Genomic DNA, 16135 nt, shown 5'->3' with positions numbered 1-16135 from the left:
TTAAATAAAAAAATTTTATATTTTTTTTATAATTTCTTTTTCTTCTATACATATCGCTTCTTTAATAATATTTAAATATAATTTTATAGATTTTATTGAATCATCATTTCCAGGAATTATGAAATCTATTCCATCAGGACTAGAATTTGTATCTACTATAGAAAATACTGTAATACCTAAATTTTTAGCTTCAGAAATAGCAATTTTTTCATAATTAGCATCTATAACAAATAATGCATCAGGAAGACCTCCCATATTTTTAATTCCACCTAAACTTCTTTCTAATTTTTTTAATTTTCTAACTTTTAATAATACTTCTTTTTTTGTAAGTTTTTTAAAAGTTCCATCTAAAGATTCTGTTTCTAAATCTTTAAGTTTTTTAATAGATTGTCTAACTGTTTTCCAATTTGTTAACATACCACCTAACCATCTATTATTTACATAAAATTGTTTACATAAAATAGCTGTTTCCTTTATTATTTTAGAAGCTACTTTTTTAGTTCCAACAAATAAAATTTTATTACCTTTAATACACATTTTTCTTAATTCTAAAATAGCATTATTAAATAATATTAAAGTTTTTTCTAAATTTATAATATGAACTTTGTTTTGAGATCCAAAAATGAATGGTTTCATTTTAGGATTCCAATATCTAGTTTGATGACCAAAATGTACTCCGGAATTTATCATATCTTTCATAGATATAATTTTCATAAAATGTATTCTCCTAATTTTTTATATAAAATATAATATATTTAAAAAATTTTTATAAAACTAATTTTATATTATATTATAAATTAAAATGAAATATTAAATAAAATAAAATTATAATATGAAAAAAATAAAAATAAAAAATAAACAAGAAATAGAAAAAATGGAAATATCTGGAAAATTAACAGCAAAAGTATTGGAAATGATAAAAAAATATGTAAATATAGGAATTACTACTGAAGAAATAGACAAAATATGTCATGATTATATAATAAATAAACAAAAAGCTATACCAGCATGTCTAGGATATAAAGGATTTCCAAAATCTACTTGTATATCTGTTAATGATGTAGTTTGTCATGGAATACCAAACAAATATAAATTAAAAAATGGAGATATAGTAAATATAGATGTATCTGTAATAAAAAATGGATATCATGGAGATGCATCTAAAATGTTTATGGTTGGAAAAGTAAATAAAAAATATAAAAAATTATGTAAACATACAAGAAAAAGTTTATATATAGCATTAAAATCAATAAAACCAGGCATAAAAATTTCAAAATTAGGAAAAAATATACAAAAATATATATCAAAAAAAAATTTTTCTATAGTAGAAGAATATTGTGGTCATGGCATAGGAAAAAAGTTTCATGAAAATCCTCAAATATTACACTATTATGATAATAGAGAAAAAACAATTATAAAAAAAGGTATGGTATTTACTATAGAACCAATGATAAATTTTGGTAATAAAGAAGTGTATTGTTGTAAAGATGGATGGACTGTAAAAACAATGGATAATAGTTATTCTGCTCAATATGAACATACTGTATTAGTTACAAATTTAGGATGCAATATTTTAACTTTTCAAAAAGATGAAAAAATAAGTAAAATATTAATAAACAAAAAATAAAAATGTTATAATAAAAAATAAATTTATAATTTTTTTTATTAAAAAAAACAATATAATAAGAGTAAATTATGCAAAAAATAATAGAAATTATAGAAAATGCTTTTGAAAAAAGAAAAGAAATAAAAATAAAAGATAAAAATAAAGATCTAATAAATTCTATTAATAAAGTAATGAAAATGTTAGATAATGGTTCTATAAAAGTGTCAGAAAAAGTAAAAGATTTATGGAAAACTAACGAATGGATAAAAAAAGCAATATTACTAAAATTTATTGTTTCAAAAAACAAAATAGTGCATAGTTTAGAAACTACATATTATGATAAAATAAAATTAAAATATACTGATTATCATGATGAACAATTTGAAAAAGAAAAAGTAAGAGTAGTTCCTCAAGCTACTGTAAGATATGGTGCTTTTATAAATAAAAAAAGTGTTCTTATGCCTTGTTATATAAATACAGGAGCACATATAGGAAAAAATACTATGATAGACACATGGTCTACTATAGGATCTTGTGCTCAAATAGGAAATAATGTACATATATCAGGAGGAGTTGGAATAGGTGGAGTTTTAGAACCATTACAATCTAATCCAACTATTATAGAAGATAATTGTTTTATAGGAGCTAGATCAGAAATAGTAGAAGGAGTAATAATAGAAAAAGGATCAGTAATTTCAATGGGTGTATATATAGGACAAAGTACAAAAATATATAATAGAAAAACAGGAAAAATAAGTTATGGTAAAGTTCCAAGAGGTTCTGTAGTAGTTCCAGGATCAATTCCTTCTAAAGACAAAACACATAATTTATATTGTGCTGTAATAGTAAAAAATGTAGATTATAAAACATTAAATAAAACAAAAATAAATAGCATTTTAAGAAAATTTTAAATAAATATTTCAAAAATATTTTTTTTTGTTCTTCTGACAAAAACTTTATCGGAAGAACAAAAAATTTAAGATTGCATGAAAAGATATATATTATTATTTCCTCTCTTTATATAAAAAGATGATATCATTTTTTTTTTAGAAACAAAATTATCTAATTTAGAAAAATTATTTACATGAATATTATTTATGTTAAGTATAACATCATTATTTCTAAATCCAGCTTTATATGCATAACTATTTAATTTTACATATTTTACTTTAATAATATTGTTTCCATTTATTTTTATCATAGATATTAATAATCCTGGTATTTTTCTATATATATTTTTACTATTAACATTAAATAATTTAAAATCTTTTTTTTCTATAAAAAAAATTTTTGTTTTTCCATTTCTTATTAATTTTAATTCTATTTTTTTATCTATAGGAAAAGAATATATGTCTGATTTAAAAGAAAAAAAATTTTTTACTAATTTATTATTTATAGAAATAATGATATCTCCTATATTTATACCAACTTTTTCAGCAACTGAATAAGGAATTACTTTACTTATAAAAATTCCTTTATTTACTTTTAAATGCATAGATTTTGATATTTCTTCATCTATTTCAATTCCTATTATACCTAATTCTCTTTTTTGTACTTTTCCATATTTTTCTATTTGTTCTGTTAAATTTTTTACCATATTAGAAGGTATAGAAAAACCTATTCCTATATTTCCTTCTTTTGGTGATAAAATAGCAGTATTTAACCCAATTAATTCTCCTTTTAAATTTATTAAAGCACCTCCTGAACTACCTTTATTAATAGATGCATCGGTTTGAATAAAATTTTCATAATTTTCAATATTTAAACCATTTCTTCCAACAGCAGAAACAATTCCATAAGTTACTGTATTTCCTAAACCATATGGGTTTCCTATAGCTATTGAATAATCTCCAACTTTAACCTTATCTGAATCAAAAAATTTTATTGCTACTAAATTTTTTGCTTTTTTTAACTTTATTAATGCTATATCAGAATTATTATCCATTCCAACTACTTCTGAATTAAATATTCTTCCATCATTCAATTTTACTTCTATATTATATGTATCTTTAATAACATGACTATTAGTAACTACATAACCATTTTTTGAGTCTATTATGACTCCTGAACCTAAAGAACTAAAATATTTTTTTTCAAATTTTTCATTAATATTATAATTATATATATTATTAAAATTATAATTATTTACTTTTTTATTCTTCTTTTTATGAAAATATTTCGATCCTTCAGCATCTATACTTACTATAGATGGCATTGCTTTATCAATAATTTTAGATAAACTAGGAATATGTTCATTACATATATCATTTTTTTTATTTTCACAACATATAGAAAAATTAAACAAAACAATTAAAAAAAATAAAAATATAGATAAAATATATGATTTAATATTATTAAAAATTTTTATCATAATTATCTCCTGCAAAATATTTTAAAAGAACTTTATAAAATTATATTATAATATTTTACAATAAATATTTTTTTTAAAAAAAAATTTAAAAAAACAATAAAATATTAATAAAAATTATTATATAAATAACAATTAAATAAAAGTTATAAAATACTTTTTTTTTAAAAAAGATTAAAAAACAAATTTGTTAAAAAAAATATTATTAAAATTTTTACTAAATATAAAAATATCTGTAAAATAAAATATTGTTATAAAAATATAAAATATATATTATAAAGGAAAAAAAATGTTAGGAGCAGATATAGTAGTAAAATCTTTAATAAAACAAAAAACCAAATATATATTTGGATATCCAGGAGGATCGGTTCTTGATATATATGATTCTATAAAAAGAATAGGAAAAATAAAACATATATTAGTAAGACATGAACAAGCAGCAACGCATATGGCTGATGGATATGCTAGATCTACAGGAAAAGTAGGAGTAGCTTTAGTAACATCAGGACCTGGGGCTACAAATGCAATAACAGGTATAGCAACAGCTTATATGGATTCTATACCAATAATAATAATATCAGGTCAGGTAGATTATTCTTTAATAGGAAATGATGCTTTTCAAGAATGTGATATGATAGGTATATCAAGACCAATAGTTAAACATAGTTTTTTAATAAAAAATACTTCAGAAATATATAAAATATTTAAAAAATCTTTTTATATAGCATCTTCAGGAAGAAAAGGTCCAGTAGTAATAGACATTCCAAAAAATGTATTATCTAACAATATTAAAAAAAAATATATTTTTATAAAAAAAAAATATAAAAAATTAAATGAAAAAACATTAATAGAAAAAAAAAAAATAAAAAAGATATTTAAAAAACTAAAAAAATCAAAAAAACCAGTTATATATATTGGCGGTGGTGTAATATCTTCTGGATGTAGTAAATATTTGTTATTATTATTAGAAAAATTAAATTTTCCTATAACTACATCATTAATGGGATTAGGAGCTATATCAGGAAGACACGAACAGTGCTTAGGAATGTTAGGAATGCATGGAACTTATGAAGCTAATATGGCAATGCACTATTCTGATATAATATTAGCAATAGGAGTCAGATTTGATGATAGAACAACAAATAATATTTATAAATATTGTCCTAATTCAGAAATTATACATATAGATATAGATCCTACATCAATATCTAAAACTATAAAATCTAAAATATCTATTGTAGGAGATGCAAAAAATATTATAAAAGAAATTATAAAAATATTAGAAATAAAAAAATATAATAATAATATAAAAAAATGGTGGGAAAAAATACAACTATGGAGAAAAAAAAATAGTTTGAAATATGAAAAAACTTCAAAAAAAATAAAACCACAATATGTTATAGAAACTATATGGAAAATAACAAAAGGAAATGCATATATTACATCTGATGTAGGTCAACATCAAATGTTTACAGCTTTATATTATTCTTTTAAAAAACCTAGACATTGGATAAATTCTGGAGGATTAGGAACTATGGGATTTGGATTACCAGCTGCTTTAGGTGTAAAATTAGCATTTCCTAAAAAAAATGTTATATGTATAACAGGAGATGGGAGCATTCAAATGAATATACAAGAATTATCTACAGCAAAGCAATATAAAATACCTATTTTAATAATAAATTTAAATAATAATGTATTAGGTATGGTAAAACAATGGCAAGATATAAATTATTCTGGTAGATATTCACAATCATATATGAAATCACTACCAAATTTTTCTAAATTAGTTAAATCATATGGTCATATAGGAATAAGAGTATATAAAAAAAAAGAACTATATAATAAAATGAAATATGCATTAAAAAAAACTAAAAAAAAATTAGTATTTTTAGACATAAAAATAGATTCTTCAGAACATGTATATCCTATGCAAATAAAAGGATTAGGTATGAAAAATATGATATTAAAAAAATGTTAGGAAAATTTTATGAAAAAAATTTTATATATATTATTAGAAAATAAATCAGGAGTTTTATCTAGAGTAATAGGTCTATTTTCACAAAGAGGATATAATATAAAAAAAATTATAGCTAAACCTTTAAAAAATAATAAAAAAATATCAAAAATTTTAATAGAAATATATAAAGATATAAATATAAATAATAAAATAAAAAAACAAATATTAAAATTAATAAATGTTTTAAAAGTAAAAATAATAAATAAATAATTTTATAAAAATAAATAAAATATATAAAATTTATTAAATTTTTTTTTAAAAAAAAATTTAAAAAAAAAAAAAAAATAAAAATATATGTCTAAAAAAAATTATCATATACCTGTTTTATTAAAAGAAGTAATAAAATATTTAAAAATTAAAAAAAATGGAATATATGTAGATTGTACATTTGGGTCAGGAGGACATTCAAAAAATATTTTAAAAAAAATTGGAAAACATGGATTTTTATATTCTTTAGACAAAGATCCATATAGTATAAATTTTTCAAAAAAAATAAAAAACAAAAATTTTAAGTTTATAAATGATTCTTTTGAAAATTTTATAAAATATGCTAAAAAATTTAATATTATAAAAAAGATTGATGGGATTATATTAGATTTAGGTTTTTCTACTAATCAAATAAAAAATAAAAAAAGAGGTTTTTCATTTGTTTTAAATGGACCTTTAGATATGAGATATAATCAAAAATATGGAATTTCAGCAAAAGAATGGATAAATAATAGTAATAAAAAAAATATTTTTGAAGTAATAAAAAAATTTGGTCAAGAAAAATTTGCATCAAAAATATCTAAATCTATAGTAGAATATAGAAAAAAAAAAAAAATAGAAAAAACTGTAGAATTATCTAATATAATAAACAAAATTGTTTATAAAAAAAATAAAAAAATAAATCCATCTACTAAAACTTTTCAAGCAATAAGAATTTATATAAATAAAGAATTAAAATGTATAAAAAAAATATTAAAAGATTCACTTAAAATTTTATCTTATAAAGGAAAATTATTAGTAATAAGTTTTAATTCCTTAGAAGACAAAATAATAAAATATTTTATGAAATGTAATAGTAAAGATATAAAAATACCAAATAAATTACCTATAACTAATGAGGAACTAAAAAAAATAAACTCAAAAAAAAAATTAAAAATATTAAAAAAAATATTTCCTAGCAAAAAGGAAATTAAAAAAAATATAAGATCTAGAAGTGCTATATTAAGAGTAGCAGAACTAAAAAAAATATAATAATTATAAAAATTAAATTTAAATAAAAATATAAAATTTTTATAAAATATTTTTGTTTAATAAAAATAAATATAAATAATATGTTATTAATTAGTAATTTTAAAAATATAAATATTTTTAAAATAGAACTATAAAAAAATTTTAAAATTGTAAATAAAGTATAAAAGTGACATAAAATATGGAAAAAAAATTAGTTACAAGTATAGAAATAGGACACAACAAAATAGTTACATTAATAGGAGAAATTTATAATAATAATATAAAAATAATAGGAATAGGAAAAAATGAATCTAAAGGAATTAATAAAACAGGAATATATGATTTAGAATCTATAAAACATTGTATAGAAAAATCTATAAATAAAGCAGAAATAATGTCTAAAAAAAAAATAAAATCAGCATATTTATCTATATCACATGAAAAAATAAAATGTCATAATGAAATAGGTATTATACCGGTATCTGGTAAAGAAATTCAAAAACAAGACATAAAAAATGTTATATATTCTGCTAAATCTATAAAAATAAATGATGAACATATAATGTTACATGTAATACCTCAAGAATATTCTATAGATAAAAGATCTGGTATAAAAAATCCAATAGGATTATCTGGAATGAGAATGAAAGGTAAAGTTCATCTAATTACTTGTCATAAAGAAATATATAAAAATATAAAAAAATCTATAGAAAAATGTAAAATAAAAGTAAAAAAACTTATATTTTCAGGAATTGCTTCTAGTGAAGCTGTTTTAACAAAAGAAGAAAAAAAATTTGGTGTATGTATGATAGATATAGGAAGTAACTCTATTGATTTAAGTATATATTATAATGGATATACTATATATAATCATGTAATACCGTATGCAAGTGAATTAGTAACAAATGACATAGCATATGCATTTTCTATATCATATAAAAAAGCAGAAAAAATAAAAATAAATCATGGATGTACTACAGTTCCAATATTAGAAAAAATAAAAAATAATAATATATTAGATTCAAATGGAAAAATAATAAAAAATATTACTATACAAAGACTAATAGATGTAATAGAACCAAGATATATAGAATTATTAAATATAGTAAAACAAAAAATAATAAAAATACAAAAAAAAATATATAAATATACTGGAAAAGAAATAGAAATAAAAAGAGGAATAGTAATTACTGGTGGTGGATCTAAAATAAAATTTTTAAAAAATTGTGCAAAAAAAATTTTTTTAACAAAAGTTAGAATTGCAATTCCAAAAAATATAAAAGATAAAAATAAAAAAATTTATGATCCTATATATTCTACATCTGTAGGAATATTAAAATATGTTAAAAAAAATAATAAATTTAAAAAAAAGAAAAAAAATAATAATTTTATAAAAAATATTTTTGAAAAAATAAATAAATGGATAATTAAATAAAAAAAATAAAAATAAGGAAAAAAAATGTTCGAAAATTTAGATTCTATAAAAGAAGCAGTTATAAAAGTTATTGGAGTTGGAGGAGGTGGAGGTAACGCTATAGAACATATGATAAAAGAAAAAATTGCTGGAGTAGAATTTTATGCTGTAAATACAGATTCTCAAGCTTTAAAAAAAATAGAAGTCGAACAAACAATACAAATAGGAAAAAATATTACACGAGGTCTAGGAGCTGGTTCTAATCCAGAAATAGGAAAAAATTCAGCAAAAGAAGATAAAGAATCATTAAAAACATCTATGGAAGGAGCTGATATGGTGTTTATAGCAGCAGGAATGGGAGGAGGAACAGGAACAGGAGCTGCACCTGTAATTGCAGAAATATCAAAAAATATGGGAATATTGACAGTAGCTGTAGTAACAAAACCATTCAGCTTTGAAGGTAAGAAAAAGATGTTATATGCAGAACAAGGAATAACAGAATTATCAAAAAATGTTGATTCGTTAATAACAATACCAAATGATAAATTATTAAAAGTTTTAAATAGAGGAATTTCATTATTAGATGCATTTAGAGCTGCAAATAATGTATTAAATGGTGCTGTTCAAGGAATAGCCGAACTAATAACTAAACCTGGTTTAATGAATGTAGATTTTGCAGATGTCAGAACAGTAATGTCAGAAATGGGTTATGCTATTATGGGAACTGGTGTTTCTTCAGGTGAAAATAGAGCAGAAGAAGCAGCAGAAATGGCAGTTTCAAGTCCATTATTAGAAGATATAGATTTATCTGGAGCTAGAGGAGTTCTAGTAAATATAACAGCTGGATTAGATTTAAAATTAGAAGAATTTGAAATAGTAGGAAATACAATTAGAAATTTTTCTTCAGAAAATGCTACAGTAGTTATAGGTACATCTTTAGATGATGATATGAAAGAAGAATTAAGAGTAACTATAGTAGCAACAGGAATATCACCTGAAAAAATTTATAATGTTAATAATACAAAAAAAAAAAATTCTGATAAAATGTTATTAAAATATCAAAATCAATATTTTAATAAAAAAAATAAAAATAAAAAAATAGAAAAAAACAATATCAGTAATAAAAATTATATAAAAAAAAATAAAAAAATGGATTATTTAGATATACCAACTTTTTTAAGAAATCATAGTAAAAACAAAATATAAAAAATAAAAAAAAGGAAAAAAAATGTTTGAAAAAATAGAATATATAACAAATTATCATGAAATGATAACAAATATTTTATCAAAAACTTTTTTATATATAAAAATAATAAATTTTTTATAATTTTTTTTTATTTAAATAAAATTCAAAAAAAAATACAAAAATGTATAATATAAAATTAACAAAAAATTCAATAAAAAAAATTTTAAAAATTACTAATAAGAAATTATATTTTAGAATATATATAATAGGAGGAGGATGTAATGGATTTAAATATAACTTCAAAATAGAAAAAAAAATTAAAAAAAATGATATTATCATAAAAAAAAATAATATTAAAATGTTAATAGATCATATAAGTATTAAATATATAAAAAATGGAAAAATAGATTATTTAGAAAATTTAGAAGGATCAAAATTTGTTGTAAATAATCCTAATGCTAAAACTACATGTAGTTGTGGAATTTCATTCAGTACATAAAAATATATAACATTTTTTTAAATATAAAATACATGCATATTAATTTATATACAAAAATTAAAATATATTATTTGTAAAATATAAAATTTTAACAAAAAATAATATGCATGTAACTTTTTATAATACTATTATTTTTTTTATTAAAAATTAATAATTTTTTTTAAATTTACATAAAAATTAAAAAATATAAATTTTATTTTTTTTTAAATTAAAAAAAAATATATTAAATATCTATACATTTTTTTTGAAAAATTTCTGAGGACAAACATATAGTTTCATATAAAGTAGGATGAGCATGCATAGTTAAAGATATATCTTCAGCATCACAACACATTTCTATAGCTAAACTTATTTCTCCTAACATTTCACTAGCACCAGATCCTATTACAATTCCACCTATAATTCTATTAGTGTCAGAATTAAAAATTAATTTAGTTAAACCTAAATTATATCCAGAAGAAATTGCTCTTCCAGAAAATTTCCAAGGAAATTTAGCAATTTTATAATTTATATTTTTTTTTATAGCTTCATTTTCTAAAATACCAGTCCAAGCTACTTCTGGATTAGAATAAATTATGTAAGGTATTATTTTAGGTTGATAATAAATGTTTCTACCATATATTATTTCAGCTACAATTTTTCCTTGATAAGAACCTTTATGGGCTAACATTGGAAAACCAATAACATCGCCTATTGCATAAATATTTTTTAAATTAGTTTGCAATTTTTCATTTACATTTATATATCCAAACTTATTAATTTTTATTGGAACATTTTTCAATTTTAATTTTTTTATATTAGGTTCTCTTCCAACAGAAACTAAAATGACATCATATAATTTTTTTTTATTAAAATTTTTAAAATTACTTAAACTTACTAATAATCCTTCTTTTTTTTCAGAAATTTTAATAATTTTTGTTCCTAATAATAAATTAAATTTATTTAATATAGATTTTTTAAATATTTTAGTTATATCTTTATCTAAATAAGGAAAAAAGTTTTCAGATCTTTCTATAACATCTATTTTAGAACCTAATGAACTATAAATAGTTGCCATTTCCATTCCTATAATACCTGAACCTATTATTAACATATTTTTTGGAATTGTTAAAAAATTTAATGCATCAGTAGAATTCCACACTCTAACATTAGAATAAGGAATATTAGGCAATGTAATAGGTTTAGATCCAGATGATATAATAGCATTTTTAAAATTTATTCTTTTAACAAATTTTTTGTTTTTATTAAAACAATTTATTAAAATACTGTTTTTGTTTTCAAAATAAGCTTCTCCATTTAATATACTAATATTTTTTTTTTTTGATATAGTTTTTATACCATTTCTTAAAGATTTTATTATTTTTTTTTTTTCTAACATTATATTTAATAAATTTATATTTTTAATATTTATATTAATATCAAATTTTTTTAAATTTTTTGCTTCTTCAATAATTTTAGAAATATGCAATAAATATTTAGATGGAATACAACCTTTATTTAAACAAACACCACCAAGAAAATTATTTTTTTCTATTAAAACAGTATTTATTCCTAAATCTGATAATCTAAATGCAGCAGAATATCCAGAAGGGCCACCACCTATTACAACTGTATTAACATTTAAATCTTTCATAATATTTTTTCTCTTAATTTAAATATTTTAAAAAATATATTTTAGACAAATTAAAAATATTTTTATTGAAAAAATTATTTTATTATAAAACTATGAAATTTTTCTAATTTATTTTTTATAAAATTTATAAATTCTACAGCTTCTACACCATTTATTACTCTATGATCATAACTTAATGAAATTGGAAGAGTAATTATATTAAAACTTTTTTTATTAATAAAAACATTTTTGTTTATATATTTTGAAATACCTAAAATTGCAACTTCTGGAAAATTAATTATTGGAGTAAAATATCCTCCTCCGTATCCACCTAAATTAGATATAGTAAAATTTCCACCTTCCATATCTTCTTTTTTTAAAGAATTAGATCTAACTTTTTCAGAAAAATAAGATATTTCTATAGAAATTTCAAATATACTTTTATTAAAAACATCTTTTATTACAGGAATAAATATTCCTCTATCACAGTTTATAACTATTCCTATATTAATATATTTTTTTAAAAATAAAGTATTACTTTCTTCAGAATATGAACTATTAAAATTAGGAAAATTTTTTAATGCATTTGCTATTGCTTTTACAACAAAAGGCAACAATGTTATTTTAATAGAATTATTTTTATTATTTAAAATATCTAAATTTACATTTTTTCTAAACTTTTCTAATTTTGTAATGTTTATTTCGTCAAATTGTGTTACATGAGGTATAGTTAACCAACTTTTTAATAAATTTTTAGAAATAACTTTTTGAATTTTATTTAAAGAAATCTTTTTTATTTTTCCAAATTTTTCAAAACAAAAATTTTTTTTAAAAATATTATTTAAATTATTTTTATTATAATTATTGTCTTTTTTTTCTAAATATGCAAAAAAGTCTTCTTTAGATATTCTTCCTTTATTACCAGTACCTTTTATTTTAGACAAACTTATACTATTTTTTCTAGCTAATCTTCTTATCATAGGACTAGCATAAATTTCATAATCTTTATAAGGTATATCATTTCTTTTATCTATTTTTAAAATATTATTTTTATTTATTTTTTTTTCTTTTTTTATTTCTTTTTTTTTTAATAAAAATATTTTTGAATTAGTTTTAACTAAATCTCCAATTTTAATAAAAATTTTTTTTATTTTTCCTGTTTCTTTTGAAGGTATTTCTATAGAAGTTTTTTCACCTTCTACTATTAATAAATTTTGATCATTTTTTACAAAATCTCCTATTTTTACTAATATTTCTATAACTTCTAACTTTTCTTTTCCTATATCTGGAATTCTAACTGTTTTATACACTTATAAACCTCTTATTATAAACGCGGATTAATTTTATTTGGATTAATTTTAAATTTTTTAATTGCATCTAAAACAACATTTTTGTTTATTACATTAATTTCATATAATTCTATTAATGCAGATATAACTATATAAAATTCATCAATTTCAAAATAATGTCTTAAATTTTTTCTACTATCAGATTTAGCAAATCCATCTGTACCTAAAACAATATATTTTTTAGATGGAATATATTTTCTTATTTGCTCTGCAAATAATTTCATATAATCTGTAGAAGCAATAGCTGGACTATCATTCATAATTTTTGAAACATATGATCTTTTCTTTTTTGAACTATTTAAATTTAACATATTCCATCTATCACAATCCTGACCATCTCTCGCTAATTCAGTAAAAGAAGTAACACTATAAATATCAGAAGATATATTATATTCTTTATATAAAATTTTTCCTGCAATACATACTTTGTTTAATATCGATCCTGAACCTAACAATTGAACATTTCCTAAATTTCCTTTATATCTTTTTAATTTATAAATTCCTTTACAAATTCCGTATTCAGAATTTTTAGGCATTTTAGGCATATTATATTTTTCATTAGTAACAGTTATATAATAATAAATATTTTCTTGTTTAGATCCATACATTCTACTAATTCCATTATTAATAATTGTAGCCAGCTCATAAGAATATGCAGGATCAAAAGATATACAATTAGGTATTGTTAAAGATTGAATATGACTATGACCATCTCCATGTTGAAGACCCTCTCCATTTAATGTAGTTCTTCCTGAAACAGCTCCTATTAAAAAACCTCTTGCTTGTTGATCACCAGCAGCCCAAAATAAATCACCAATTCTTTGAAATCCAAAAATAGAATAATATATATAAAATGGAATCATAGGTAAATTATTATTACTATAAGAAGTTGCAGCAGCTAACCAAGAAGATCCTGCTCCCAATTCGTTTATACCTTCTTGTAAAATTTGACCTTTTTTATCTTCTTTATAATATAAAAATTCATTTTTATCTTGAGAATTATATTTTTGACCTAAAGAATTATATATACCTATTTTTCTAAATAAACTTTCCATTCCAAAAGTTCTAGCTTCATCAGCAACAATTGGAACAATTCTATCTTTTATAAATTTGTTTTGTAACAAAATATTTAAAATTTTTAAAAAAGAAATAGTTGTAGAAACTTTTTTTTTTTGTTTAATAAACAATGATTTAAAATCTAAAATATTTGGTAAAACAAATTTTTCGGTAAAATTTTTTAATCTAAAAGGTACATATCCTCCTAATTTTTTTCTTTTTTCATGAATATAATTATATTCTTCAGAACCTTTTTTAAATTTTATATAAGGTAAATTTTTAATTTCATTATCATCTATAGATAATGAAAGCTTATCTCTTATTTTTATAAAAGTTTTTAAATCAACATTTTTTATTTGATGAGATATATTTTTACTTTCTCCTATTGAGCCTAATCCATATCCTTTAATTGTATGAAATAAAATAACAACAGGTTTATTTTTAGTTAAATTTGCTTTATAAATAGCATTAAAAATTTTTATAGAATCATGACCACCTCTTCTCAAATTAAAAATTTCATCATCTGTCATATTTTTTACTAATTTTTCTGTTTCTACATATTTTCCAAAAAAAAATTTTCTTATAAAATAACCATTTTTAGATCTAAAATTTTGATAATCTCCATCTAAAGTTTCATTCATCAACTTAATTAATTTGTTAGAACTATCTTTTTCTAATAATTTATCCCAATCACTACCCCAAATAACTTTTATTACTTTCCATCCAGATCCTAAAAAAAAAGATTCTAATTCATTTATAATTTTACCATTTCCATATACAGGTCCATCTAATCTCTGTAAATTACAATTTATTATAAATATTAAATTATCTAATTTTTCTCTAGATGCTATATTAATTAATCCTTTAGATTCAGGTTCATCCATTTCTCCATCTCCTAAAAAAGCATATACCTTTTGAGAACTTGTATCTTTTATTTTTCTATTATTTATATATTTTAAAAATTTAGCTTGATATATAGCAAAAGATGAAGTTAAACCCATAGATACTGTAGGAAATTGCCAAAAGTTTGGCATTAATTTAGGATGAGGATATGAAGACAATCCATTATTGTTAACTTCTTGTCTAAAATTGTTCATCTGTTCTTCTGTAATTCTATCTTCTAAAAAAGCTCTAGAATATATTCCTGGAGAAATATGACCTTGAAAATATATCATATCTCCAGAAAATTTTTTATTATTAGCTTTAAAAAAATGATTAAAAAATACATCATATATATTAGCAGAAGATTGAAAAGATGAAATATGTCCTCCCAATTCTAATTTTTTCTTATATGATTTAACAACCATAACAATAGCATTCCATCTCATTGCTGATCTAATTTTTTTTTCAATTTTTAAATTTCCAGGATATTTTTTTTCATCATATTTAGATATAGAATTTAAATAATTTGTTAAAAAAAAACTTTTATTGTTATGTTTTATTCCAAGATTTAAAAAAGTATTAAAAATCTTTTTTAATAAAAATTTAGATTTTAAAAAACCTCTTCTTTTTACAAAAGATTTTATAGATAAAATCCATTCATCTAATTCTAATTTATCAATACTATTTTTACAATTTTTTGACATAAAAAAATCCTAACTTTATTTATAATTTTTATATTTTAAAAAAAATTAATTATATAATTTTAAAATAATTATAAATATAATAAATATAATATTTTTATAAATTTTTTATATTAAATAAAATTTTTGTTAAATATATATTATTATATAAAAAAATATTTTATATAAATTTTAATACATTTTATTTTAAAAAAATATATAATATAATTTATTTAAAAATAATA

Annotated in this window: 13 protein-coding genes; 8 read left to right on the top strand and 5 right to left on the bottom strand. The window is 19.7% G+C overall.

Annotated features, from left to right (window positions below; genetic code table 11):
* Positions 1–15: 15 nt before the first annotated feature.
* Complete coding sequence (rpsB, locus tag RJK19_RS00800; protein WP_343184182.1) at positions 16–714, bottom strand: 30S ribosomal protein S2; 699 nt, start codon at positions 712–714, stop codon at positions 16–18.
* A 118-nt stretch (positions 715–832) separates the two neighbouring features.
* On the opposite strand from rpsB, the gene map reads away from it, so the two are divergent.
* Together map and dapD are read left to right on the top strand one after the other, a co-directional pair.
* The gene (map, locus tag RJK19_RS00795; protein WP_343184181.1) at positions 833–1627 is read left to right on the top strand and encodes a type I methionyl aminopeptidase; all 795 of its coding nucleotides are present in this window, start codon (positions 833–835) and stop codon (positions 1625–1627) included.
* Positions 1628–1695: 68 nt separating this feature from the next.
* Positions 1696–2517 carry a 2,3,4,5-tetrahydropyridine-2,6-dicarboxylate N-succinyltransferase gene (gene dapD / locus RJK19_RS00790; protein WP_343184180.1) on the top strand — a complete coding sequence of 274 codons (822 nt, stop codon included), beginning with the start codon at positions 1696–1698 and terminating at the stop codon, positions 2515–2517.
* A gap of 65 nt (positions 2518–2582) precedes the next feature.
* On the opposite strand, the gene RJK19_RS00785 is transcribed toward dapD, so the two are convergent.
* Positions 2583–3977 (bottom strand): trypsin-like peptidase domain-containing protein, encoded by a 1395-nt coding sequence (locus RJK19_RS00785; protein ID WP_343184179.1) that lies wholly within the window; start codon positions 3975–3977, stop codon positions 2583–2585.
* A 286-nt stretch (positions 3978–4263) separates the two neighbouring features.
* Here RJK19_RS00785 and ilvB point away from each other — a divergent pair, with 286 nt between their 5' ends.
* The 6 genes from ilvB (at position 4264) to erpA (ending at position 10311) form a co-directional block, all read left to right on the top strand.
* Positions 4264–5955 carry a biosynthetic-type acetolactate synthase large subunit gene (ilvB, locus tag RJK19_RS00780; RefSeq protein WP_343184178.1) on the top strand — a complete coding sequence of 564 codons (1692 nt, stop codon included), beginning with the start codon at positions 4264–4266 and terminating at the stop codon, positions 5953–5955.
* A gap of 9 nt (positions 5956–5964) precedes the next feature.
* On the top strand, positions 5965–6204 hold the full coding sequence (ilvN, locus tag RJK19_RS00775; RefSeq protein ID WP_343184177.1) for an acetolactate synthase small subunit: 240 nt from the start codon (positions 5965–5967) through the stop codon (positions 6202–6204).
* 84 nt (positions 6205–6288) lie between these two features.
* Positions 6289–7233, top strand: a complete 945-nt coding sequence (rsmH, locus tag RJK19_RS00770) for a 16S rRNA (cytosine(1402)-N(4))-methyltransferase RsmH (protein WP_343184176.1) — start codon at positions 6289–6291, stop codon at positions 7231–7233.
* A 178-nt stretch (positions 7234–7411) separates the two neighbouring features.
* Positions 7412–8647: a cell division protein FtsA gene (gene ftsA, locus RJK19_RS00765; RefSeq protein WP_343184175.1), complete on the top strand. Its 1236-nt coding sequence runs from the start codon at positions 7412–7414 to the stop codon at positions 8645–8647.
* Between the two features lie 24 nt (positions 8648–8671).
* Positions 8672–9832 (top strand): cell division protein FtsZ, encoded by a 1161-nt coding sequence (gene ftsZ, locus RJK19_RS00760; protein ID WP_343184174.1) that lies wholly within the window; start codon positions 8672–8674, stop codon positions 9830–9832.
* A gap of 161 nt (positions 9833–9993) precedes the next feature.
* A complete protein-coding gene (gene erpA, locus RJK19_RS00755; protein WP_343184173.1) occupies positions 9994–10311 on the top strand; it encodes an iron-sulfur cluster insertion protein ErpA in 318 nt (105 codons plus the stop codon).
* 223 nt (positions 10312–10534) lie between these two features.
* Here erpA and lpdA read toward each other — a convergent pair whose 3' ends face one another.
* The 3 genes from lpdA to aceE form a co-directional block, all read right to left on the bottom strand.
* Positions 10535–11947, bottom strand: coding sequence for a dihydrolipoyl dehydrogenase (gene lpdA, locus RJK19_RS00750; protein WP_428994313.1), 1413 nt, complete (start codon positions 11945–11947; stop codon positions 10535–10537).
* A 71-nt stretch (positions 11948–12018) separates the two neighbouring features.
* Positions 12019–13233 carry a 2-oxo acid dehydrogenase subunit E2 gene (locus RJK19_RS00745; protein WP_343184171.1) on the bottom strand — a complete coding sequence of 405 codons (1215 nt, stop codon included), beginning with the start codon at positions 13231–13233 and terminating at the stop codon, positions 12019–12021.
* A gap of 14 nt (positions 13234–13247) precedes the next feature.
* Complete coding sequence (gene aceE, locus RJK19_RS00740) at positions 13248–15914, bottom strand: pyruvate dehydrogenase (acetyl-transferring), homodimeric type (RefSeq protein ID WP_343184170.1); 2667 nt, start codon at positions 15912–15914, stop codon at positions 13248–13250.
* Positions 15915–16135: the final 221 nt, after the last annotated feature.

Source organism: Buchnera aphidicola (Ceratovacuna keduensis), assembly GCF_039372665.1.
Lineage (GTDB): Bacteria > Pseudomonadota > Gammaproteobacteria > Enterobacterales > Enterobacteriaceae > Buchnera_G > Buchnera_G aphidicola_D.
This window is presented reverse-complemented; position numbering and strand designations above follow the sequence as displayed.

Excerpts from the sequence above, each read along its gene's own strand:
- rpsB (WP_343184182.1), bottom strand. The coding sequence starts at position 714 with ATGAAAATTATATCTATGAAAGATATGATAAATTCCGGAGTACATTTT.
- map (WP_343184181.1), top strand. The coding sequence starts at position 833 with ATGAAAAAAATAAAAATAAAAAATAAACAAGAAATAGAAAAAATGGAA.
- dapD (WP_343184180.1), top strand. The coding sequence starts at position 1,696 with ATGCAAAAAATAATAGAAATTATAGAAAATGCTTTTGAAAAAAGAAAA.
- RJK19_RS00785 (WP_343184179.1), bottom strand. The coding sequence starts at position 3,977 with ATGATAAAAATTTTTAATAATATTAAATCATATATTTTATCTATATTT.
- ilvB (WP_343184178.1), top strand. The coding sequence starts at position 4,264 with ATGTTAGGAGCAGATATAGTAGTAAAATCTTTAATAAAACAAAAAACC.
- ilvN (WP_343184177.1), top strand. The coding sequence starts at position 5,965 with ATGAAAAAAATTTTATATATATTATTAGAAAATAAATCAGGAGTTTTA.
- rsmH (WP_343184176.1), top strand. The coding sequence starts at position 6,289 with ATGTCTAAAAAAAATTATCATATACCTGTTTTATTAAAAGAAGTAATA.
- ftsA (WP_343184175.1), top strand. The coding sequence starts at position 7,412 with ATGGAAAAAAAATTAGTTACAAGTATAGAAATAGGACACAACAAAATA.
- ftsZ (WP_343184174.1), top strand. The coding sequence starts at position 8,672 with ATGTTCGAAAATTTAGATTCTATAAAAGAAGCAGTTATAAAAGTTATT.
- erpA (WP_343184173.1), top strand. The coding sequence starts at position 9,994 with ATGTATAATATAAAATTAACAAAAAATTCAATAAAAAAAATTTTAAAA.
- aceE (WP_343184170.1), bottom strand. The coding sequence starts at position 15,914 with ATGTCAAAAAATTGTAAAAATAGTATTGATAAATTAGAATTAGATGAA.